This is a genomic window from Streptomyces sp. NPDC002734, assembly GCF_040295685.1.
Classification (GTDB): Bacteria; Actinomycetota; Actinomycetes; order Streptomycetales; family Streptomycetaceae; genus Streptomyces.
Genome location: NZ_JBEOVU010000017.1, coordinates 135,420 through 155,925, shown reverse-complemented (window position 1 = coordinate 155,925; position 20,506 = coordinate 135,420). Strand labels below are relative to the sequence as shown.

Genomic DNA, 20,506 nt, shown 5'->3' with positions numbered 1-20,506 from the left:
GCACACCTGCGTCAGCCGGAAAGCAGCAACGGGGCCGGGCAGGATGATCCCGCCCGGCCCCACTCGCGTCACATCAACCCACCGGAGGCGCCGGTCAACACCGTCGCCACTCCGATCCACGGAGAGCCTCGGTCCGCGTCGTCCGCCAAGGCCCCGTACCTCGCCGCCGCAACGGGCGCGTGCAGGCACCCGGCCCACGGGGAAGGCCTCGTCGGTCAACCGATGGCGAACTCCCCAAGATCAGGGCCACCCGGTCGGCGGCGCCAGGGCTCGGCGCGCGGTGTCGCGTACGTCCGGGTCCTCATCGGCCGTGAGTCGCTCGAGCGCAGCTCGGGCCTGGGGGACCGTGCTTCGAGACAGTGCCCACGCCGCCCAGTACCGGACGCCGCGATCATCGTCGCAGGTGCGGGCGACGAGTACGTCGACCGTCCCTTCGGGTGCCCCCCACAGGGCCGTGACTGCTGCTCTTCGGACCTCGGGCGCGGTGTCGGACGTGCCGGTGATCAGAATTGCCTGCGCCCGTGAGGGATCACCCGTGCCGAAGAGGGTGCCGAGGCTGCTCATCGCGTCAGCGCGTACCCCCGGATCCGGATCGAAGGCCGCATCAGCGACCAATCCGAAGTAGTTGATCCCGACAGAGTCGATGACGCACAAACCCCACAGGCCAACTCTCCGCATCCCCGGGTCGCTGGAAGCGGCGTAATCCAAGGACAGCTTGAGCGCGGTCTCGGGCCACGCCCCGAAGAGTTCGAGGACGTCGAGCTCCAATGTGTCCCCGTCGTCGTTGCGATCGCTCGCCCGCGCACTCAGCAAGGCGGGCAGGGCGGCTGCGCCACAGGCACCGGCCAGGACGTGGGCGATCCGGTCCCGCGCAAAGGAATCGTCGGCGGTGACATGACGGGCGAGTCGCTGCTCCAGCTCCGGACGTAGGAAGGCGGCGGCCGGTGTCCGCAATGCCTCCACCAGTGGCTCGAGCCGGCGGCGGGCGCCGGGCCCGCGCTCGGCACTCGTGGCGAGCTGCGCGTCCAACTCGCTTAACGCGTGTTTCAGCGCCGCATGTTCCGTCACCGTGTCCACTCCCCCATCGGCACCGCTGTTCACAGCGCGATCGGCCGGTATCTGAGGGCCTCGTCGACGATCTGCTCCGCTGAAGCGTCGCCGAGTTCTGCCGAGGGATGGAAGATCAGGTCGCTGACCTGGGGATGCGTCACGTTGGCCTCGAGAAGCCACAAGTAGTAGTCGCTTCCCGGACTGCCGGCAAGGAGCCTGCGGACGACTTCGACGAGTTCCTCCGTGGTGATATCCGCGATCCGGGGCCGAGCCGGCCGGGCGGCCTCCGACGCGAACTCGACCACGCTCCGGCTGCCGTCACACTCGGCGAAGTCGAGGGCCACATAGTTGTGACCCGTCTGCGCGTTGAAAGCCCTGATGTCCTCGTCCGCGCTCTCAGCCCCGAAAAGCACCAGGGCGGCGATCCGTTCAATCTCGCAGGAGAGCTCATCCAACCGTTGCCGGCTCACCGACGGAGGTATGAGTTCCGGTCTCAGATCCACAGCCCGCATTATGCCGCCGGCCCCCGACAGGCCCACACAGCCTTCCAGGTGCCCTCGCTTCCCGCCCACGTCTACGGCCGTCTCGATCAAGGACTGACGCCAGAACCCGTCAACACCCGCTCTCCGTTCCTGCCTACGCAGCCGAAGGGTGCCGGGCTCAGGCGCCGAAGCTGCCGTGCGGCATCGACGTCGTGCGGTCCGGGCCACCTTTCTGCCTCTCGTCCTTGTGAGTGGGCGATCGCCATGTCCTGCAGGCCATTCGGAGCGGTTGCTGTACCGCGGGCGATGTCGATGGAGCCGACCGGGCGGGGCCTTCGCGCCGTTGTCGCCTGCCTGTTGCGCGAGGTGACGGGCTGGGCCGTCACCTCGCGGGCGGGTGGTCAGTTCCAGGTGTAGGCGTCGAAGTTGCGGCTGAAGTCCCAGTTGTTGAAGCGGTCCCAGTTGATGGACCAGGTCATCAGGCCGCGCAGGGACGACCAGGTGCCGTGGGTCTGGTAGGTGCCGCAGTTCTGCTTCTTGGTGAGACAGTCCAAGGCCTTGTTGACCTCGGCAGGGCTGGTGTGGCCGTTGCCGGCCTGGGTGGAGGCGGGGAGGCCGATGGCGACCTGGTCGGGGCGCAGGCCGGGGAAGAAGCGGTCGGTGTTGCCGGCGACGGGAAAACCGGTGAGCAGCATGTCGGTCATGGCGATGTGGAAGTCGGCGCCGCCCATGGAGTGGTACTGGTTGTCCAGGCCCATGATGGAGCCGGAGTTGTAGTCCTGGACGTGGAGCAGGGTGAGGTCGTCGCGCAGCGCGTGGATGACCGGCAGGTAGGCGCCGGCGCGCGGGTCCTGGCCGCCCCAGGGGCCGGAGCCGTAGAACTGGTAGCCGAGCTGTACGAAGAAGGTCTCCGGGGCCATCGTCAGGACGAATTTCGCGCCGTACTTGGCTTTGAGGGCTTTGATCGCCTGAATGAGGTGGACGACGACCGGGGTGGTGGGGTTGCGGAAGTCGGTGTCGCCGGTCTGGAGCGAGAGCGAATGGCCTTCGAAGTCGATGTCGAGGCCGTCGAGCCCGTATTCGTCGATGATCTTCGAGACGGAAGAGACGAAGGTGTCGCGGGCGGCCGGGGTGGTGAGCTGGACCTGCCCGTTCTGGCCGCCGATGGAGATGAGGACCTTCTTGCCGGCGGCCTGCTTGGCCTTGATGGCGGCCTTGAAGTCGGCGGGTGACTCGACGCCGGGGCACTCGGTGGCCGGGCAGAGGCTGAAGCGGATGTCGCCGGAGGTGACCGAGGTGGGCTCGCCGAAGGCGAGGTTGATGACGTCCCAGGAGTCGGGTACGTCGGCTATGCGCGTGTAGCCGGAGCCGTTGGCGAAGCTGGCGTGGAGGTAGCCGACGAGGGCGCGGGCGGGCAGTTCGCCGCCTGCCCCGCCGCCTGTGCCGCCCGTGGGGGCCGTGGTGGCGGCGACGGGCGTGGATTTCGTGGACTCGCCCGCGGTGTTCACTGCCGAGACCTGGAAGGTGTACGCGGTGTTCGGGCTGAGGTTGGTGGCGGTGTAGGAGGTGCCGGTGGTGGTGCCGAGGAGGCTTCCGCTTCGGTAGACCTTGTAGGAGGTGGCTCCTGCTACGGCCGTCCAGTTGAGTGGCACCGAGGTGGTGGTCGGGGTGCCGGCGGTGAGGCCGGTCGGGGTGGCGGGGATCTGGAGCGCATCCCCGCCGGGCCCGAGGAGCGAGAGGTCGTCGGCCTGGTAGGCGGGCGTGCCGTACCAGCCGTGGGTGTAGATGGTGATCGAGGTGGTGCTCGCGCCGGTGGTGAAGGTCTTGGTGAGTTTTTGCCAGTCGGGGGCGGACTGGGTCCAGGCGTAGCCGTCGGTGGTGCCGGTGCCGGTGACGCCGAGGTAGACGTAGGCGCCGCGGACCCAGCCGGCGAGGGTGTAGGTCGCGTTCGGCTTCACGGTGACGGTCTGGGAGCACTTGGCGTTGTCGTTGCCGGCCGGGGTGGCCTGCAGAGCCTTCGTGCCGCTGTGTACGGGGTTGGTGACGGTGGTGCCGCTGCCGACCGTGCAGTTCCAGCCGTCCAGGCCGGCCTCGAAGCCGCCGTTGCGGGCGAGTTCGGAGTCGGCGGCCTGGGCGGTGGGGGTGAGGGCTGCGAGTCCGCCGGCGGCGAGCGCGGCCGCCAGCAGCAGGGTGAGGGGTCTGGTGCGGTCCACGACTGCCTCCAGGGCGGGGGATGGGTGGGGTGGAGCGCGCCACAGCATGGTCCAGACCAATTGAGTGGTCAAGACCTCTGCACGGAACGGAGGCGGGGACGGGGTTTCGGGGAGCCGGCCGGCGACCACGGCGTCCCTTCGTGCGCGTCCGCCGCGACGGCGACGGCGCCGGCCGGGGGTGCCGGACGAGCGGCGTGAGCAGTTCGAGGACATCGGCTCGTCGGGGTGCCCGGGGTGGTCGGTGGAGTGGCAGCGGTCCTTACCGTTCGCGAGGCTTTACCTCGGGGCCGGCCACCCGCTGCTCACGTCGTCGACGGGTGACGACGCGCACGGGTGAACTATGGGTGGCGGGTTCGGTCGGTCCGGTACGGCCGCGCGCAGACGCCGACGCTCGTGGAGCAACGGATGTCGCACACCTCTTCGTCGACATCACCCCGTCGAGGAGGGCAGGAAGCCGCGGCCGCGCCGCAGCCAGGCCGACAAGTGGGTGACGCGCTATGAGGTCGCCGAGCAGCATTACCGACGTGAGGGATCCCTCCGCGCGCTGAGGATGCATCCCGAACGGACATCTCGCCGGTGAGGGCTGAGGGGAGGAGACGAGCTCCGGGGCTCCGGAACGGAGCGTGGATCGGGAACCAGCGCGGTCGGGCCGCAACGCCTTCCCTGGAAGGGTGGCAGCCCCGGCTAGCTTCGTTCCTGGGGACCAAGGGCCACTGCACCAGCACCACCGACTCGCCATACTCCGGCGGGTCCTCAACGACCACTCAATGCCCCTACGGGCCCGGATCGCCGCCGCACTCGTTCTCCGCTACGCGCAACCTGTCACCCACATCGTCCGCCTCACTGCCAACGACGTCATCGACGACGGGACCACCGTCACCATCAGGCTGGGAGACCCGCCCTCCCCACTTCCCGAGCCCGTCGCTGGCCTCATGCGGGCATACGTCCAGTCCTGCCAGCACCTGCCCTACGTCGGCAGCAGAAGCTCACAGTGGCTCTTCCCCGGCCGCCGGCCCGGCCAGCCGATGAACCCGGTCAGCCTCCAAGTCCACCTGCGGGAGATCGGCGTCCCGCCGCAACGCGGCCGAACCTCCGCGATCCGCCAAGTCGTCCTCCAGGCCCCAGCCCCAGTCATCGCGAAGGCACTCGGCTTTCACGACAAGACAGCCACCCGCTTGGTCACCGAGGCTGGCGGCACCTGGAGCCGATACGCCCCCGGCGACCACGCACGGTGACTGACCGGCCGAACAATCACCGCTGCGTGTGGGCCCTACATACTGGGTGAGGCGGTCGACGGTCAGGCGACGGCCGGCTGAACCGTCAAGGTTCCTTCGGCGGTGTCGATCGTGGCCTGCGTGCCGAGCGGGATGGTCGGAGGATGTAGGCCGTGTCCGGCAGGGAGTCCGCCGAGAACAGGAACACCCAGGCGCGTCAGCCGGTCGCGCAGTACGTCGGCGATGCCCCATCCCCCCAGGGTCGGATCATCGTCATCTTCGTCGAAGCCGAGGAACTGACCAAGTGCGACACCGCACAGACCCTCCAGGGCCCCGGTACGGATCAGCTGGGTCAGCGCGCGGTCGACCTCTCCCAGCCCTGTGCCTCGCTGGTGTTCGACGAAGAGGATCGCCCCCTCAAGGCTCGGCAGCCCGGCTCCGGCCTCGGTGCGGATCGCGTCAAGGTTGCCGCCGACCAAGACACCGGTCGCGGTGCCCTCGACGGTGACCGCCGCGCTGGCTTGGCTGGTGTCCCGGTGGATGATGACAGAGTCGGTGGTCATCAGCGCGCGGCGAAGGGCTTCGGCCGACGCCGGCCCGCACCATTCGTCGTTCCAGTTGGCGAACGGGCCATGCAGCGAGGCCAGACCGCATCGCGCCCACAGGGCAAGGTGGAGGTGGGTAATGTCGCTGAAGCCGACCAAGGGCTTGGGGTCGCGCCGCAGGATATCGATGTCCAAGTCGTCGACGATGCGGTAGGCGCCTTTGCCGCCCCGGGTGGCAATCACCGCGCGGACTCCCGGGTCACCGAACGCGGAGTTCAGGTCGAAGACGCGATCCTCATCTCGGCCAGCCATGTACCCCCATTGGTCGAAGACGTGCTCACCCAACTCGACCCGAAGCCCCCAAGACGTCAGTAGCTCGACGCCACGGGCGACTCCCTCGCGACCGGGTGGACTGGCTGGAGAGACGATCCGCACCCGATCCCCGGGCCGTAACCGCGGCGATTGCACGGTCGGATGACTGTCACAGTTGTCCATGCCGGGATCTTCCTACACCCGCCGAGCCGAAGGTGAGCCGTCTACATCAATCACTCACTGTCAACGCAGCCAGGCAGCCTTCAGCGAATACGCGACACCTGAACATGCGAGCTCACCAGTCCCCCTCCCCCGCTGCCAGGTCGTCGACCTCGGCCTGCCCGACCACGAACAGCTCACCATGTGCCGACGTGGCAGAGCGGCCCCTTGCGATCGCACTTGGCGCCGGCCTGCTCCAAGGATCCCCGCCTGCCTGGTCAAGAGCGAGAGCGGCTCACCCAGGCCACACCCATCTGTAGTCACCCGCCCTGCGCTCGACGAAGTTGTCGTCGCAGCACCCGCCGCGGAAGCATGACCAGCGGGGTGGGCCTGGCGCCATAAGGATGCCGCCGTCGACGTGAACGCGGAGGGCGGGGCTCGGTGCCCCGCCGTGGCGGGTGTCCCTCTGCTCAGGTCGGAGTCTTCGGCTGCTCACGGCCCTGTGCGCGCAGTTGTTCGTTGATGCGCTGAGCTTCCTCGAGTTGGTCTTCGAGGATGACGATGCGGCAGGCGGCCTCGATGGGGGTGCCCTGGTCGACGAGTTCGCGGGCGCGGGCGGCGATCCGCAGTTGGTAGCGGGAGTAACGCCGGTGTCCGCCCGCAGAGCGCAGTGGGGTGATGAGGCGGGCTTCGCCGATGGCGCGCAGGAAGCCCGGGGTGGTGCCGAGCAATTCGGCGGCCCGTCCCATGGTGTAAGCGGGGTAGTCGTCGTCCTCGAGCCGCCCGTAGGAGTCGTCTGCTGTCATTGCACCTCTCTGTGGAACGCGTGGAGGGGCCCGGGTGCCAGTTGGCACCCGGGCCCCGAAGGAACTGCTACACCATCTGCCGGCCCTGATTCCGCACCGGCCTTCTATTTCCGCCCACCCGACCGAAATGGCGTCGGGGCTGCGGGGATCGCGGTTGCTTGACCGGAGACCACCTCACTATCGATGTCCTGCGGTACCCGGACCCGCGTGGCGTCCGGGCGATCCTGATGGCGCCTGGTTCCTCCGTTCTTCCCTCTGGTGATCAATTGCTTGCCAAGCGGGGGGCTGCGTGCTGCTCATGCGACCCGCTTGCACTACTGCGGCCTGCGCGAGCGCCGCTCTCGGCAGCCGGCCCCGTCGCCCGTACTGCGTCTGCTCTGGCTTGGAACCGCACTGCCGAACTTCCCGGTGCGCGCGCCCGCAGCCGACGCCTTCACCGAGGTGCTGCTCAGTACTTCGCTGCTGTGTGCTTCTACCTGCTGGTACTGCGGTACTGCCGCGGCAGCCCCTGATGACTACGGGCCACCCGGTCCGGTTGCCAGCCCCGTCGCCGTCCTGCAACAGCCATGGCTTCGGAACTCCGCCACCGCACCGTCCTGCGTCCTGCGGATTTCTGTACTGCTGCACGGCAGTTCATCTCTGCCGAGCCCTTCGGACTCTCTGACTACGAGAGAAACCATAACCACACGACTGCCTAATGTCTACTGCCGCCACGATAGATTTTCGTACGCGGCGTGGAGAGGTGGCCAATCTCGGAAGGGAGGGTGGAGGGCGTGTACCGCCGGGACTGCACGGGACCGCTCGCGGGTACACGGGCCGCGCCCACGGTCGGGACACGATGTCGAAGGTCGAGTTGTGTGCGGCAGTCCGGCGTGACCACCGTGCTGGCGAGTCGAAGCGAGCCCTGGAGCGCAAGTACGGGGTGACGTACCGGACAGTGCAGTGAACTCCGCCCGGCCGGGGCATCGGGTGGTCAGGGATGGGCCGGGGTGTTGGCAGGGCGCGCGCCGTACCAGGAGGGCGGCGACCAGCGCGCGGGCGCGGCGGTGTGGCTCACGTCGGCCGCCGCGCCGGGGTGTGGGTGCCCACTGGTCCGCTCCCCCGTTCGCCGGGCGTGTGGACGGCTTCGCCGGCGCCGCCCGCACGTGGGCGTGGGTGTACATGAGAAGCCCTTTGCCCTCACCCGCCGGCGGAACGTGGGACGACGCCGGCGGGTGAGAGTGAGACCGGACGGCTACCTGGGTGCCGTCGAACACAGCCGCGGCGACGCGGTGAGTTGGCCGCGGTCACAGCAACCTGTTGCGCGATCCGGGACCGGAGTGGAGTGGACGAGCTTCAGACGCTGAGCTCGTCCTGCGGTGCCGGTTCCCCTTTCCAGTCCGTCGGCCCCCTGCCGCCGCTCGGGCGGCCCTTGCTTTGACTGTCAGTCGGCGGCCCGTTCGCCGCCTTCCGGGTCCGGCCCGTCATAACGGGTGTAGGTCGCGGCCATCGACCCGGTGGGGTCCAGCCGGACGAGCAGTGCGGCGCCGATGGCGGCGAGCTGGTCGACCTGCTCGTCGGTGAGCGCGTCGATGACGTGGTCGCGGACGGTGGCCACGTGACCGGGGGCGGCGTCCTTCACCGCCGCCCACCCCGCCTCCGTGAGTCGGACATTGGTCGCCCGGCGGTCCTGCGGGCACGGGAAACGCTCCACCAGGCCTCGGGCCTCCAGACGGCTGACGACGTGGGACAGGCGGGGCAGGGTGGCGTTGGTCTGGCGGGCGAGCTCGGTCATGCGCAGCGTGCGGCCGGACGCCTCGGACAGCATCGCCAGCGAGTAGTACTCGAACTCGGTGAGGCCTGCGTCCCGGCGCAATTGCGCGTCGAGGACGCCCGGCAGTAGCTCGAGAACGCCGCGCAGTCGGATCCATGCGCGTAGCTGTCGGCGGTCGAGCCAGGGTGTGTCCACGGTCACATCCTCATGCGGAATGATTGTCGCAACAAGTGTGCTCTCTTTGTCGAAGGTTGTCGCAACAACCATTTCCCCGACCGGGGCACGGCCATGACGCGCCTGAGCATCACCATCAGGCGCCCTGGCGTGTCCACCCTTCCGACGCCCACCCCGAGTCCCCCCGGCGCCTCCACAGATCGGGCCGCCGCGGGCACTTCAGCACCGACAGGATCCGCCGTGACCCTCCCCGCCTCCGCCCGTGACCTCGCCGTCCTGCTGACTCGCATCGCTGTCGGCCTCGTGTTCTTCGCCCACGGCTGGCAGAAACTGTTCACCAACGGCATCGACGGCACCGCCGCCTTCTTCGGGTCGGTCGGTGTGCCCGCCGCCACGGCCTCCGCCTGGTTCGCCGCCGTCGCCGAGCTCGTCGGCGGTGCCGCACTCATCCTCGGCATCGCCGTCCCCCTCACCGGACTGCTCTTGCTGATCGACATGATCGGCGCCTTCCTCCTCGTCCACGCCGACGCCGGCCTCTTCGTCGACCAAGGCGGCTACGAGCTCGTCCTCGTCCTGGGCGCGGCCGCCCTGGTGCTGGCCGCCGTCGGCGCCGGGCGCTTCAGCATCGACCACCTGCTCGCCGACCGTCGGCGCACACCGCAGCCCGCTGACGCCTAGCCAGCACCGTGCCTGGCGCCGGGTGGTCCGCGAGGCACCCGGCCCGCTCCCACGGTGATCGGCGCGGCCTCCACCTGGCCGACCCTGATCCGGGTCCACCCCGCAGTCTCCCGGTCCCTCCTCCACCTCGCCCACCATCACTTCCCAGGAGTCCACATGACCACTCCCGCGTCCACCACGACCGCCGTCGCCGACGCCCGAATCCCGGCCTCGCACCCGTTCGCCGCGCACCTGCGCCGTGCGACGGCCGCCGAGGCGGACGCCCCACACCGCCTCTGGAGCCCGGCGGACGGGCCACTGCCCACCCTCTACGTGTCCCACGGCGGCGGGCCGATGCCGTTCGAGGCGACCGAGTGGCTGAACCCGCTGCACGACTGGGCCCGTGCCCTGCCCAAGCCGAGGGCGATCCTGGTCGTCTCCGCCCACTGGGAGTCAGCGCCGCTGTCGCTCAGCGCCACGCAGCCGGCCGAGCTGGTCTACGACTTCGGCGGTTTCGACGCCCTGTACCACACGTTTCGCTACGACACTCCCGACGCGTCCGACCTCGCCCGCCAGGTGACGGGCCTCATGTCGGACACCACGCAGGTGCACCAGCACACCCGCCGCGGTCTGGACCACGGCTCCTGGGTGCCACTGAAGATCATGTATCCGGCTGCCGACATCCCCGTGCTGCAGCTGAGCCTGCCCACCGAGGACCCCGACGCGCTGCTCGCCCTGGGCAGGCGGCTGCGGCCACTGCGCGAGCAGGGGGTACTGGTGGTCGGCTCCGGGCACATGACCCATGGGCTGCCTTTCCTGACCCGGGAGATGTTCCTGGAGAACCAGGTGCCCGGCTGGTCGGCCGACTTCGACGCCTGGGTGGCCGACGGGCTGGCCCGCGGCGACGTGGCCGAACTGGCCCGCTTTCGCACCGCCGCGCCAGGCATGCCCTACGCCCACCCGACCGTGGAGCACTTCACCCCGCTCTTCGTCACTCTGGGTGCGGCCACCGACCCCACCGCGCCCGTGGTGACGACGCTCGACGGCTACTCCCTCGGCCTCTCCCGGCGTTCCTTTCAGGCGGCTTGAGGACAACGCGGTCCTGAACCACCACCGCAGCACCTCACCGATCGTCGTACAGCCGCTGCCCCACCGGGCGGGAGCGCACGACGTCGCGTTGCCGTCACCGGTCACATCGGCGAGGAATCACTCCTCAGCGGCAGGCCGCTGCTGCGGTGGGCGATCTCGAACACCCGAGGGAGTCGCTCGCCGAGCCGACGGGGACCGCTTCGCCGATGCCCGCACGCGGGTGTGAGGTCCGCGCGGCGCCCCTGGGCTCAAGGCTCCGGTGGGACGAAGCCGGCCTCGTAGGCCCGGACGGCTGCCTGGGTGCGGTCGCGGGAGCCGGTCTTGGCGAGCAGGGAGGCCACGTGGGTCTTGACCGTGGCCGGCGCCACCAGCAGGCGGGCGGCGATCTCCGCGTTGGTGAACCCGGTGGCCAGCAGCCGCAGCACGTCGGCCTCGCGTTCGGTGAGGCGTGCCGCCCAGGGCGGTGGGGCAGGGTGGGCGCGCGCGTGCTGGGCCGCCAGGGCGCGGACGGCCGAGGGGAAGAGCAGGGTGTCGCTGCGGGCCAACAGGCGTACCGCCTGGACGAGGGTGGGGGCGTCGGTGCGCTTGAGGAGGAAGCCGGCGGCTCCAGCACGCAGGGCGCCGAAGACGTGCGAGTCGTTCTCGAAGGTGGTGAGGACGATGATGCGTGGCCTCTCACCCGGGGTGGCGAGGATCTGTTCGGTGGCGCGGATGCCGTCGATGTCGGGCATGCGGACGTCCATGAGGACGATGTCCGGGCGGACGGCCCGGACGAGGGAGACGGCCTCGGCGCCGGTCGCCGCTTCGCCGGTGATCCGCAGATCCTCCTCGGCGCAGAGGATGGCGCGCAGGGCGGTGCGGACCATGCGTTCGTCGTCGGCGAGGACGATGCTGATGGGCGGGTGGGTCATGCGGTCTCCTTCAGCGGCAGGCGCACGTGGAGACGCCACACCCCGTCGGTCGGGCCTGCCTGGGTGGTGCCGCCCAGCAGGCGGGCCCGTTCGGCGATGCCGGGCAGGCCGTGGCCGCCGCCGGAACGCGGGGCACGGGTCGCTGCCGGCGGGTTGTCGAGGGTGATGTGCAGGTGGTCGCCCACCCACTCGATCCGCAGGGTGACCGTGGTCCGCTCCCCCGCGTGCCGCAGGGCGTTGCCGAGGCCTTCCTGCACGATGCGGTAGGCCTCGCGGGACACCGGTGGCGGCAGCGTCATGAGGTCCGCGGTGACGGTGGCCGTCACTTCGGGTCCGGCAGCGCGGGTACGGTGCAGCAGGCCGTCGAGGTCGGTGGCGAGCGTGGGCGCGGGCGCGGTGCCCGGTGCGTCACTGTCTCTCAGAACGCCCAGGACGGTGTCGAGTTCGGCAAGGGTGCGGCGGGTGGTGTCCTCGATCGCGGCGAGCGCCTCGCGGGCGAAGTGCGGGTCGCGTTCCAGCACGCGTCGTGCCGCGGTCGCCTGGAGCGTTACGGCGCTGAGGGCGTGGCCGATCGAGTCGTGCAGTTCGCGTGCGAGGCGGTTGCGCAGGGCGAGGTCTGCGGCGCGTGCTTCGGCCGCTGCGATCCGCTCCTCGGGCGAGGGGCCGAGCAGCGCCGGAGCCCATCGGGCCAGGAGCGTCCCGCAGCCGGCCGCGCATGCGGCGAGCGCGGTGAGCAGCAGGATTCCTGCGACGGGGGTGAGGGCGAGGGCCCAGGAGTGGTCGGGCACGAGGGCGCGGCCGGTACCGCCGATGAGGTCGCTACGCAGGGCCGGGACGAAGGGCAGCAGGATCAGCAGCAGGGCGAACGGGGGCACCGCGAGCGTCATGGCGGCGACGACCGAGCCGACGGCCAGATGCAGGGTGAACCATGTGGCGGTGCGGGTCCTCTCGCCGAGGGCGCGGGCCGGCCCGTAGGCGAGCCGTTCGCTGCCGACTCCGCACAGCCAGCGCACCGCCGCGGATTCCAGGGGCCGGGTCGGCGGGAGGAGTGCGGTGAGGGCGGCGAGCGGCAGCGCGAGCGCGAAGGCGGCGAGTTGCAGCGACAGCGAGACGGTGCCGTCGCCACCGGACGCGCCGATGAGCGGGCCGACGACCAGAGAGCCTGCCAGCACGTAGGGCATGGCGAGCGCGCCGCCGAGGATCAGGTGGATCCACCTCAGGCGCGCCCGTCGGCCGAGCAGGCGGCTCATGGGTGCGGCCATGCGGCGGACGGGGGCGCTCACGCTCGCGCGCCTGTCGTGGCCCTACCGGTGCCTGCCGGGCGACTGTCCGCAGCCGTGGCCTGGGCCGCGCGGCCGGCGAGGAAGCGCGCTCCGACGAGAGCGAGAAGTAGGCCTACGGTCATCTGGGCAGCGTAGGTGAGGAGCATCAGGCTGGTCGGGCGATCGGCGGGATCCCCGGCCGTGGCGAGGGCGCCGAGCAGCATCCAGCCGCCCCAGCAGGCCACCGCTGCGGAACTGATCCAGGTCACGGCCAGCGGCACTGTCACCGGAAGCCCGCGGCCGCGGCGGAAGGCGAGCAGCAGGGTGGCGGTGACGGCCGTGACGAGGAAGCCGACGTACAGGCCCTCCAGGACGAAGAAGTCGCTGGTGCGGTGTGCTGCCCGGTAGGGGCCGAGGCCTTTGGTGGCACCGCAGGCCCATGACAGGCGTACAGCGGCCGGGAACAGGGCGAGGACTGCGGCCACGACCGCGGTGCCCTGGGCCGACCGTCCGAGGAGACCGGCCGGCAGCTCCCGGACGCGTCCCTGCCACAGGTGCCCCCAGCGGTCTCGGACATGGAGCGTGAACAGGGCCCCCAGGGCGATCCCCTGCACGATGAACCCGGTGTAGACGACGCCGAAGACCCACTCGTGCAGGAAGGGGTCACGCCTGGGGTCGGCGGCGGTGGCGATGCTGCCGGTGAACGCCCGTGCGAGGAGTTGCAGAGGGAACCCGGCCATGATCGGTGTGAGCAGTCCCGTGGCGACCCATGCGGGGAGCGCGAGCAGCCAGGCGGGAGTGCGCCGGCCCCAAGGCCGGGTCAGCAGCAGGGCCAGCACGATCACCGCGCTGTCCATCAGCAGGGACAGCGCGTTGGTGACGGCCATGGTCAGCCGGTGCTCCAGCAGCGCGCTGCCGTCAGGGATGCCGATGTGGCTTCCGGCGATCCACGCGGCCTTGAGTGCGAGGTAGGGCAGGCAGGCGGTGACGGCGAGGGCGCGCAACAGGCGGCGGGTCAGGGTGGGACCGGCGGCGGTCGCGGTGGCTGGTGCGGGTGTCCGGGTCATGGTTCCACGTTCGCGTCCGGGTGCCCGGGGGCACGTCCTGCCGGATGCCGATCCGCCTCCCCCGGGTGGGGGAGGCGGATCGGCCCTCGAGACGGAGGACGGTCCTGTGGCGTCGTCGAAGAGAGTCCGGTCGGCCGGTCGGCAGCGCCCCGAGCACCTCCGGTCGGCCGCGGAAGCCGAAGACGGTCGGCCGGCGCCTGAAGGGGGGCGCGGGCGATGCGGCGTCGGAGGCGGGAGCCGGACCCGCCGGCGGGCGTGGAGGCCTCCGGGCGCCTGGGCCACCGGTGTGGCGGCGTCCTCTGCCGGGCGGGCACCGGTGCGGCTGTCACGTTGTCACTTGGTCGGTCCGATCGGTGCCGACTGGACGTCAGCCTTCCGCAGCCAGTCCGTCTCCGGCGCCTACGTCGGGTGCGGCCGCTCAGCTGACATCGTTGATCAGGCGTTTGCCGAGGCTGATCGCCTCGTAGGGTGCGTAGCCCAGGCGCTCGTAGAAATCGATGACGCCGATGTTGTCAAGGCGGACCTGCAGTTGCACCTTTGGGCACCCCAGGGCTGTCAGCGCCGCCTCTGCCCGCTCGACGAGCGAGCGGCCCAGGCCGGTCCCCCTGCGATCGTCGCTGACCGCAAGGTAGTTGATCCATCCGCGATGGCCGTCGTAGCCGGCCATCACCGTGCCGACGATGCGACCGTCGTCCTCGGCCACGAAGAACATCTCCGGCTGCACCGTTTGCTTGCGCCGCACGTCCGCCCACGGGCTGTTCCACGGCCGCGTCAGCCCTGCCGCCTCCCACAACGCCACCACCGCATCGGTGTCGGGGTCCTCGAACGGTCGGATCGTCATCGCACCTGCTCCTTCGCCATCTCTCTTCTGCATGATCGGATCGTTGATGCTCGGGTCGGCGTGGCCCTGGCCCTTCGGCTACGCGCCGGCAGTAACGGCTGCAGCGAAACGTCTTACTGATTGCTCGCTTCGGTGGTGGCGAACGGAGGCCCGCTGCGGCGAGGTGTGCCTGCGTCGGGGGAGGCCGCTGAACGGGCGCATGGGTCTGTCGCCGTGTTCGGGTCCCTTGCCTCGGCAGCCCGGCGGGCAATCATGGCGATCCCGGACGCCGAGGCGAGGAACACGAGCGCGAGGAGGCCCCATCCCGGCGTGCCCAGGTCGATCACCGTGAGCGTGACGACCGCTGGCGCGGCCATTGCGCCCAGTGCGTACCCCGTTTGGTACACGCCTTGGTAGGCGCCTGTCCGCTCCGGGTCGGCCAGTTCAAAACTCAGAACCCACCCTGCCGCGCTCGAGGTGATCTCGGCGAGCGAGTGAACGAGCGCCGCGGCCAGGAGGACGGCCGCCGCTGTCATGGGCGGGGCCCATCCCGCTGCGGCCCACAGGGCACACGCGCCGGCCATCAGCCACCCGGCCCGTGCCATCGTCCGGCTTGCGCCGCGCACATCAGTGGTTGTGCGGCTCAGCGGGATCTGCAGTGCGATGACGACGCCGGTGTTCACGAGCAGCAGGAGCGAGACCAGCACGTCCGGCACCTGGGTGTGCCGGACGACCCACAAAGGCATGGCGACCTCGAAGAGGCCGAACTGGATCCCGAACACTCCGCTGAGCGCCGTCACCGCGAGGAAAGGCATGTTCCGGTGCGGCGGCCGTGCGGGCGTGGCCGGGCGGGCGGTGCCACCCGTGCCGGTCACCGCGAAGCGGCGGGCGTCCACGCGGTGCGCGGGCAGGCGTGTGAGCATGAGCGCCGACGCGAGGAAGAGCCCACCGGCCGCCGCCATCGTGATCCGGTAGGCGTTCCCGGTTCCGACCGCGAGGGGGATCGCTGCGACCGCCGTGCCCGCGGCCATCCCGAGGTTCGTCACCGTCCGCATCGTCGCGCGGATGCTCACGCGCTCGTCACCCAGGAAGGCCCTGCCCACGGCGGCGGAACGCACCGAGGAGTTTCCCTGCTGGGCGAACATGACCAGGGAGGCGACCGCCGCCAGGGACGGCAGGTCCCGGACGACGATGTACGCCCCGAGGGCGCATCCCTGCAGGAGATGCAACGCGATCAGCATCTTCCGCGCGCTCCACCGGTCGGCGAGGTGCCCGAAGGCCAGTGAGCTGAGCAGCCCGACACCGCCGGCGATCGTCAGAGCGAGGCCCACCGCCGTCACCGGGATGCCCACGACGGTGGTCAGGTACAGCGACGTCAGCGCGAAGAAAGCTCCGCGGCCCGTCGCGTCCACGAAGGCGACCGCAAGCAGAAGTCCGAGCGCCGTGTCCCTACGGACAAGTGCTCGCATGGGGACGACGGGAAGGGTGGTGGTTGTCACCGGACCATTTCTGGCAGCACGCAGCCTTGCGGCCAACAGATGTAGAGTATTGCTTCATGATCCGGTACGTACTGCAGTCCGTGGACGTCTCTGCGGTGCGGTTCGGCATCTCACCGCTCACCGAGCTCGGACTCGGGCTGCGAGCGCTGCGTGTCCCCGACGCACTCCCCCTCCAGCGCCCCTGGCTGCAACGCATCGCTCCTGTCCGTCCGCTCCTCGACACCGAGGTGCTGCTCGCGCTCGTCAACGACAGTCGACGGGTCGCCGACTTCGTCAATCCGCGCCCGACCTCACCTCTGACTGCCTTCGACGACGAACTCGAGGACCTCGCACGCATCACGCCGGAGAGGCTCCAAGGAGACCTCGCACGCGTGCACGGTGCCGTTCCGTCGGTGTTCCGCGGACCACACGACCAGGTCGTCAGCCGCATCCGCTCGGCCCTCGCCTCGGCGTGGGAGCTCTGTTTCGTCCCGTACTGGCATCGCATGCGGGCCGTGATGCAGGCGGACATCACCCACCACAGCCGCGTCGCCTCCCAGGCCGGCATCGGCGCGATGCTCGGCGGCCTGTCGAGCGCGGTCACCTTCGACGGCCGGCACCTCGACGTACGCCTGAGCAGTCCCGCACCACGCGTCCGCCCGGTTCACGGCGAGGGAGTGACACTCGTGCCCTCCATGTTCGTGGCGCGCGCCTCCACCCCGCTCGACGAGGACCTGCCACCGACTGTGGTGTATCCCGCTCGCGGCCAGGGCGCCATGTGGTCGACGGCAGAGCGCCCGGACGCCGGCGCGGTACGTGACCTGCTCGGCACAACCCGCGCCGCCCTCCTGGCAGCGCTCGGCGAACCGGCCTCGTCGACCGAACTCGCCCTCCGCCTCGGCGTCACCACCTCCGCGGTGAACCAGCACCTCCGTGTCCTGGAACGCGGCGGCCTCCTCAACCGGGCACGCCATGGACGGAGCGTCCTGTACTACCGCAGCGATCTGGGCGAAACACTGTCCGGTCGATAGGGACCGACCACGGGCGGTCCGTCGGCACCGGGTCCGCGTCCTTCGTGGAGAGGGCCGGCGTCCCGGCAGGAGCGGGGCCTGACGCACCGTGCGCCGGGGCGTATGCGGACGGTCGGCGTGGATATCCCTGGTCACAGGTCCCGCCGTCGGAACACGGACGTCGTCACGGCCAGGAGGGCCGCGGCGAGCAGCAGGCCGGTGCCGATCGGCCACCAGAGCGTGGGGCCCGCCTCCTGCGTGCCGGTGGCGATCGCGCCGGTGAGCGGGATGAGTCCGGCCGGGGTGTAGTCCGCGAGGCACGGGATGGCACCGAGGATCACGAGGACGAAGTAGGCGCCGATCCCGATTCCGGCCGCTCCCGCTGCGGCGTCGACCGTCGCCGAGGCGAGGAGGGAGGCACTCACGAGCACTGCGGCGAGCACTGCCCAGACGGCGGTTGCTGCGAAGAGGGGCCCGGGGCCCGCTTCGCCGAAGAACGCCAGGGTGGCGAGCCATCCGGCCCCGGTGCTGACGAACGCGGCCAGGCTGATGAAGCCGATGAGCGCCGCCGCATGGGTGAGGACGTAGGCGCTGCGGCTCGCGGGTTTCACGAGCAGCAGGGCCGCGTATCCGGAGCGGACCTCGGAGTTGATCGCGCCTGCCGCCATGACGATCACGACGAACACCACGAGCTGTGTGAGGTTCTTCGTCCATTGCGCGTAGGCGTCCGCGGAGGTCGGTTCGGCCAAGGCGAGGGCGTTTTCCGCCCCCGGTCCGAGGGCGGCGGCGAGGAGGTCGTTGGTGAACCGTGCGAGGAGCGGGGAGGTGACCGCGAGGAGGACCAGCACGGCGGGGAGGAGCCAGAGGCGCCAGGTGTGGATGATCTCCCGCATGCGCAGGCGCAGCAGCGGTACGACGGCGCTCATCGGGGGCCTCCCACCGTGTCGATGAAGATGTCCTCGAGGCTCGCCTCGCGTGGTTCGAGCCGGTGCAGTCGCAGGCCGAGGGCGGCGATCTCGGCGGGTAGGCGCAGCGACGCCTCCCTGATGTCGGTCACCGACAGTGCCAGCTCGTCGGGCGTATCCGAATCAGCGACCGTGACGATCCATGGCCGTCCTGTGAGCGCGGCACGGAGCCGGTCGCGGTCGTCGACCGTGACGAGTACGCGGTGCTTGGCGCCTCCGAGCGCGGCACGCACCTCGTCGAGGGTGCCGTTCGCCGCCACCTTGCCCTGATGGACGATCGCCACGCTGTCGCACACCCGCTCCACGTCGGGCAGCAGGTGGGTGGAGAAGAACACGGTGGCGTGTCCGCGCAGTGCGGTGATCAGGTCGAGCACCATCCGGCGGCCGAGCGGGTCGAGCGCCGAGGTCGGCTCGTCCAGCAGCAGCAGCCGCGGACTGTTGACGAGCGCCTGGGCGAGACCGAGCCGCTGCCGCATCCCGCGCGAGTATCCGCCCACCCGCAGCCGAGTGTCCTTCAGACCTGCGAGATCGAGCAGCTCGCCCACCCGGCGACGGGTGGTGGCGGGCGAGAGCCGGAACAGGCTCGCGGTGGTCTCCAGCACGTCGCGGGCGGTCATCCATGGGAGAAAACCAGGCACGTCGGGGCAGAAGCCGACGAGTTGGCGTGCCGCCGCGCTGCCCGGTGCGTGGCCGAAGACGTTCACCGTGCCGGCGGTCGGGTGGGTGAGCGCGAGGACGGTGCGCAGCGTCGTCGTCTTACCGGCTCCGTTCGCGCCGAGGAAACCGAAGACCGCCCCCTCCTCCACCCGTAGGTCCAGGCCGTCGAGTGCCCGGTGGCGGCCGTAGGTCTTCACGAGGCCGCGGATGTCGATGGCGGCCGTCATCCCCGGTCCCCTCCGTAGAGACTGCGCACCACTCGCTCGGCTCCGGCCGGTTCGGTGTCGGGCATCTGTTCCTCGACCGCACAAGGGCGCCGGGAGAGCGTCAGGAAAAGGACCGAACCGATGAGGTTGACGCCCACGACGATGAGCACCCACGGCCACTTCCGTCCGAACACGAGTCGGTCGGCCGACGTGCGGGCCAGCAGGATGAGGCAGAGGACGACGAGAGCGAGGTGCAGGAGCAGGAGCACGCCGAGGGCGATCAGTGCGGGCGTGGGTATGGACGACAGATCGGTGTTCATCGGGGTTCCTGATCCTTGTTCGTCGGCGTGTCGCCGGCCGGGACGGCGGAGGGCGGAGTGCGCCAGGCCTGCCGGAGGCCGGCTCGCAGGGGCAGGAGCACGACGCCCATCGAGGCGAGCGCGGCGACGGGCACGGCGCCGGCGGTGAGGAGGCCCCAGCGGTCGCCCGCGTGACGGGCGTCCGCCACGGTCGCGGCGACCGCGCTTGCCGAGATCACCGCGAGGGACGTCGCGGTGGCGGCCCGGACGAGTGCCTCCTCGGTCGCCACGGCCGGGCGCTGCGACCAGAGTGCGGGCACCGCGCCGATCGCCACCATGCCCAGGATCGACGTGCGCGACGCCCGGCCCCGCGCCCGTCCGCCCGGGCCGAAACCGGACGCGACGGTCCGGGGCAGACTGCGCCATGTGAACGCCGTGGCGGCCGCGGTCGCACCGGCGATCACCAGCGGTACGGAGCGCGCCAGGCGCAGATTCCGGGCGGGGATGCCTTCCAGCACGTCGTGGCCCATGTCGTCGGGGCGGATGAGGCCGAGCCGCACGGCGAACGCCCCGAGGTTGAGACTCCACCCCAGCCCGAACAGACGGGGCACGACGAGTCTCGGGTCGGCAGGGTTCCAGACACGCGAGCGGACCTCGGCGTTCACGGGCCCACGCGTCTCGACGGGGAGCCCGAGGACTCTCCACCGCGCTTCACCCGCCGGGTGATCCTCGGACAGCGCCTCCACCAGCTGAGCCGCGTACTCCGCCGGGCTGCCGAGGACCGCGGCGGGATCGAGGCCGGCCTCCTGGAACTCGTCGAGCTGCGCCTCCAGTGCGACCAACGCACGTCGGCGGTCGGCCGCGGTGAGCCGTCCCAGGTGTTCGCGTACGGCGTGCAGGTAGGTGCGGCTCATCGCTCTCCTCCTCGAAGAATCTCGGAAAGGGCCTGGCTCATCTCGGCCCACGCCTCGGCACCCTCCCGGAGGGAAGCGCTGCCCTCGGGGGTGAGCCGGTAGTACTTACGCGGTGGCCCTCCTGCGGCCTCCACCCACCGGGTGACCACCAGCCCTGCCTTGTCGAGCCGGGCGAGCAGCGGGTACACCGTCCCCGGCGACGCAGCGAGCGCTGGGTGCGCGTCGAGTCGCCCGATGATCTCGATCGCGTAGCACTCCTCGCGGTCCAGCACGGCGAGGATCGCGAGTTCGAGCACCCCTTTGCGCAATTGGCGGGCACGATCACTTGTTGGCATGACATACATCCTTGCATTACATAGTAGTCGCCGCGCCGGCGGCCCGGTACGAGGGGCCGCCCCGCTTCCTTCGTTGGCGCACGCGGCCTCGATCCGGGTCACCCTGATCTCGGGCGGACCCGGAAGGG

Annotated in this window: 19 protein-coding genes; 3 read left to right on the top strand and 16 right to left on the bottom strand. The window is 70.6% G+C overall.

Going from position 1 to position 20,506, the window contains the following annotated elements; translation table 11 throughout:
* Window positions 1-240: 240 nt before the first annotated feature.
* The 6 genes from ABT026_RS17730 to ABT026_RS17705 all read right to left on the bottom strand — a co-directional run bounded on the left by ABT026_RS17730 (window position 241) and on the right by ABT026_RS17705 (window position 8,729).
* On the bottom strand, window positions 241-1,077 hold the full coding sequence (locus ABT026_RS17730) for a HEAT repeat domain-containing protein (protein WP_351115434.1): 837 nt from the start codon (window positions 1,075-1,077) through the stop codon (window positions 241-243).
* A 20-nt stretch (window positions 1,078-1,097) separates the two neighbouring features.
* The gene (locus tag ABT026_RS17725; RefSeq protein WP_351115432.1) at window positions 1,098-1,643 is read right to left on the bottom strand and encodes a bacteriocin immunity protein; all 546 of its coding nucleotides are present in this window, start codon (window positions 1,641-1,643) and stop codon (window positions 1,098-1,100) included.
* A gap of 290 nt (window positions 1,644-1,933) precedes the next feature.
* A complete protein-coding gene (locus tag ABT026_RS17720) occupies window positions 1,934-3,745 on the bottom strand; it encodes a chitinase (protein WP_351115431.1) in 1,812 nt (603 codons plus the stop codon).
* A gap of 1,297 nt (window positions 3,746-5,042) precedes the next feature.
* Window positions 5,043-5,999, bottom strand: coding sequence for a S66 peptidase family protein (locus ABT026_RS17715; RefSeq protein WP_351115430.1), 957 nt, complete (start codon window positions 5,997-5,999; stop codon window positions 5,043-5,045).
* 446 nt (window positions 6,000-6,445) lie between these two features.
* Window positions 6,446-6,781 (bottom strand): MerR family transcriptional regulator, encoded by a 336-nt coding sequence (locus ABT026_RS17710; protein WP_351115428.1) that lies wholly within the window; start codon window positions 6,779-6,781, stop codon window positions 6,446-6,448.
* A gap of 1,423 nt (window positions 6,782-8,204) precedes the next feature.
* Window positions 8,205-8,729 (bottom strand): MarR family winged helix-turn-helix transcriptional regulator, encoded by a 525-nt coding sequence (locus ABT026_RS17705; RefSeq protein ID WP_351115426.1) that lies wholly within the window; start codon window positions 8,727-8,729, stop codon window positions 8,205-8,207.
* Window positions 8,730-8,948: 219 nt separating this feature from the next.
* On the opposite strand from ABT026_RS17705, the gene ABT026_RS17700 reads away from it, so the two are divergent.
* Window positions 8,949-9,386, top strand: coding sequence for a DoxX family protein (locus ABT026_RS17700; RefSeq protein ID WP_351115425.1), 438 nt, complete (start codon window positions 8,949-8,951; stop codon window positions 9,384-9,386).
* Window positions 9,387-9,542: 156 nt separating this feature from the next.
* Window positions 9,543-10,454 (top strand): dioxygenase family protein, encoded by a 912-nt coding sequence (locus ABT026_RS17695; protein ID WP_351115424.1) that lies wholly within the window; start codon window positions 9,543-9,545, stop codon window positions 10,452-10,454.
* Window positions 10,455-10,702: 248 nt separating this feature from the next.
* On the opposite strand, the gene ABT026_RS17690 is transcribed toward ABT026_RS17695, so the two are convergent.
* The 5 genes from ABT026_RS17690 to ABT026_RS17670 all read right to left on the bottom strand — a co-directional run bounded on the left by ABT026_RS17690 (window position 10,703) and on the right by ABT026_RS17670 (window position 16,013).
* Window positions 10,703-11,365: a response regulator gene (locus ABT026_RS17690; RefSeq protein WP_351115422.1), complete on the bottom strand. Its 663-nt coding sequence runs from the start codon at window positions 11,363-11,365 to the stop codon at window positions 10,703-10,705.
* Entirely contained in the window at window positions 11,362-12,627 is a 1,266-nt protein-coding gene (locus tag ABT026_RS17685) for a sensor histidine kinase (protein ID WP_351115420.1), read from the bottom strand. Before ABT026_RS17685 ends, ABT026_RS17690 begins: the two co-directional genes overlap by 4 nt.
* A 17-nt stretch (window positions 12,628-12,644) precedes the next feature.
* Window positions 12,645-13,694, bottom strand: a complete 1,050-nt coding sequence (locus tag ABT026_RS17680; protein ID WP_351115419.1) for a hypothetical protein — start codon at window positions 13,692-13,694, stop codon at window positions 12,645-12,647.
* 418 nt (window positions 13,695-14,112) lie between these two features.
* Window positions 14,113-14,535, bottom strand: a complete 423-nt coding sequence (locus tag ABT026_RS17675) for a GNAT family acetyltransferase (protein ID WP_351115418.1) — start codon at window positions 14,533-14,535, stop codon at window positions 14,113-14,115.
* Window positions 14,536-14,648: 113 nt separating this feature from the next.
* Window positions 14,649-16,013 carry an MFS transporter gene (locus ABT026_RS17670; protein WP_351115417.1) on the bottom strand — a complete coding sequence of 455 codons (1,365 nt, stop codon included), beginning with the start codon at window positions 16,011-16,013 and terminating at the stop codon, window positions 14,649-14,651.
* A gap of 56 nt (window positions 16,014-16,069) precedes the next feature.
* Here ABT026_RS17670 and ABT026_RS17665 point away from each other — a divergent pair, with 56 nt between their 5' ends.
* Window positions 16,070-17,023 carry an ArsR/SmtB family transcription factor gene (locus ABT026_RS17665; RefSeq protein WP_351115416.1) on the top strand — a complete coding sequence of 318 codons (954 nt, stop codon included), beginning with the start codon at window positions 16,070-16,072 and terminating at the stop codon, window positions 17,021-17,023.
* A gap of 131 nt (window positions 17,024-17,154) precedes the next feature.
* Here the strand turns inward: ABT026_RS17665 and ABT026_RS17660 are convergent, their stop codons facing one another.
* The 5 genes from ABT026_RS17660 to ABT026_RS17640 are packed head-to-tail and all read right to left on the bottom strand — an operon-like array spanning window position 17,155 to window position 20,378.
* A complete protein-coding gene (locus ABT026_RS17660; protein WP_351115414.1) occupies window positions 17,155-17,928 on the bottom strand; it encodes an ABC transporter permease in 774 nt (257 codons plus the stop codon).
* Window positions 17,925-18,851 carry an ABC transporter ATP-binding protein gene (locus tag ABT026_RS17655; RefSeq protein ID WP_351115413.1) on the bottom strand — a complete coding sequence of 309 codons (927 nt, stop codon included), beginning with the start codon at window positions 18,849-18,851 and terminating at the stop codon, window positions 17,925-17,927. Before ABT026_RS17655 ends, ABT026_RS17660 begins: the two co-directional genes overlap by 4 nt.
* On the bottom strand, window positions 18,848-19,150 hold the full coding sequence (locus ABT026_RS17650; RefSeq protein WP_351115412.1) for a hypothetical protein: 303 nt from the start codon (window positions 19,148-19,150) through the stop codon (window positions 18,848-18,850). The genes ABT026_RS17655 and ABT026_RS17650 overlap by 4 nt, the downstream gene beginning before the upstream one ends.
* Window positions 19,147-20,043 (bottom strand): DUF5808 domain-containing protein, encoded by an 897-nt coding sequence (locus ABT026_RS17645; RefSeq protein WP_351115411.1) that lies wholly within the window; start codon window positions 20,041-20,043, stop codon window positions 19,147-19,149. Before ABT026_RS17645 ends, ABT026_RS17650 begins: the two co-directional genes overlap by 4 nt.
* Window positions 20,040-20,378 carry a PadR family transcriptional regulator gene (locus tag ABT026_RS17640; RefSeq protein ID WP_351115410.1) on the bottom strand — a complete coding sequence of 113 codons (339 nt, stop codon included), beginning with the start codon at window positions 20,376-20,378 and terminating at the stop codon, window positions 20,040-20,042. Before ABT026_RS17640 ends, ABT026_RS17645 begins: the two co-directional genes overlap by 4 nt.
* Window positions 20,379-20,506: the final 128 nt, after the last annotated feature.

What these genes read in the sequence shown, in the direction of transcription:
- ABT026_RS17695 (WP_351115424.1), top strand. Translation starts at nt 9,543, where the DNA reads ATGACCACTCCCGCGTCCACCACGACCGCCGTCGCCGACGCCCGAATC.
- ABT026_RS17660 (WP_351115414.1), bottom strand. Translation starts at nt 17,928, where the DNA reads ATGAGCGCCGTCGTACCGCTGCTGCGCCTGCGCATGCGGGAGATCATC.
- ABT026_RS17685 (WP_351115420.1), bottom strand. Translation starts at nt 12,627, where the DNA reads ATGGCCGCACCCATGAGCCGCCTGCTCGGCCGACGGGCGCGCCTGAGG.
- ABT026_RS17710 (WP_351115428.1), bottom strand. Translation starts at nt 6,781, where the DNA reads ATGACAGCAGACGACTCCTACGGGCGGCTCGAGGACGACGACTACCCC.
- ABT026_RS17640 (WP_351115410.1), bottom strand. Translation starts at nt 20,378, where the DNA reads ATGCCAACAAGTGATCGTGCCCGCCAATTGCGCAAAGGGGTGCTCGAA.
- ABT026_RS17675 (WP_351115418.1), bottom strand. Translation starts at nt 14,535, where the DNA reads ATGACGATCCGACCGTTCGAGGACCCCGACACCGATGCGGTGGTGGCG.
- ABT026_RS17680 (WP_351115419.1), bottom strand. Translation starts at nt 13,694, where the DNA reads ATGACCCGGACACCCGCACCAGCCACCGCGACCGCCGCCGGTCCCACC.
- ABT026_RS17690 (WP_351115422.1), bottom strand. Translation starts at nt 11,365, where the DNA reads ATGACCCACCCGCCCATCAGCATCGTCCTCGCCGACGACGAACGCATG.
- ABT026_RS17715 (WP_351115430.1), bottom strand. Translation starts at nt 5,999, where the DNA reads ATGGACAACTGTGACAGTCATCCGACCGTGCAATCGCCGCGGTTACGG.
- ABT026_RS17655 (WP_351115413.1), bottom strand. Translation starts at nt 18,851, where the DNA reads ATGACGGCCGCCATCGACATCCGCGGCCTCGTGAAGACCTACGGCCGC.
- ABT026_RS17645 (WP_351115411.1), bottom strand. Translation starts at nt 20,043, where the DNA reads ATGAGCCGCACCTACCTGCACGCCGTACGCGAACACCTGGGACGGCTC.
- ABT026_RS17650 (WP_351115412.1), bottom strand. Translation starts at nt 19,150, where the DNA reads ATGAACACCGATCTGTCGTCCATACCCACGCCCGCACTGATCGCCCTC.
- ABT026_RS17665 (WP_351115416.1), top strand. Translation starts at nt 16,070, where the DNA reads ATGATCCGGTACGTACTGCAGTCCGTGGACGTCTCTGCGGTGCGGTTC.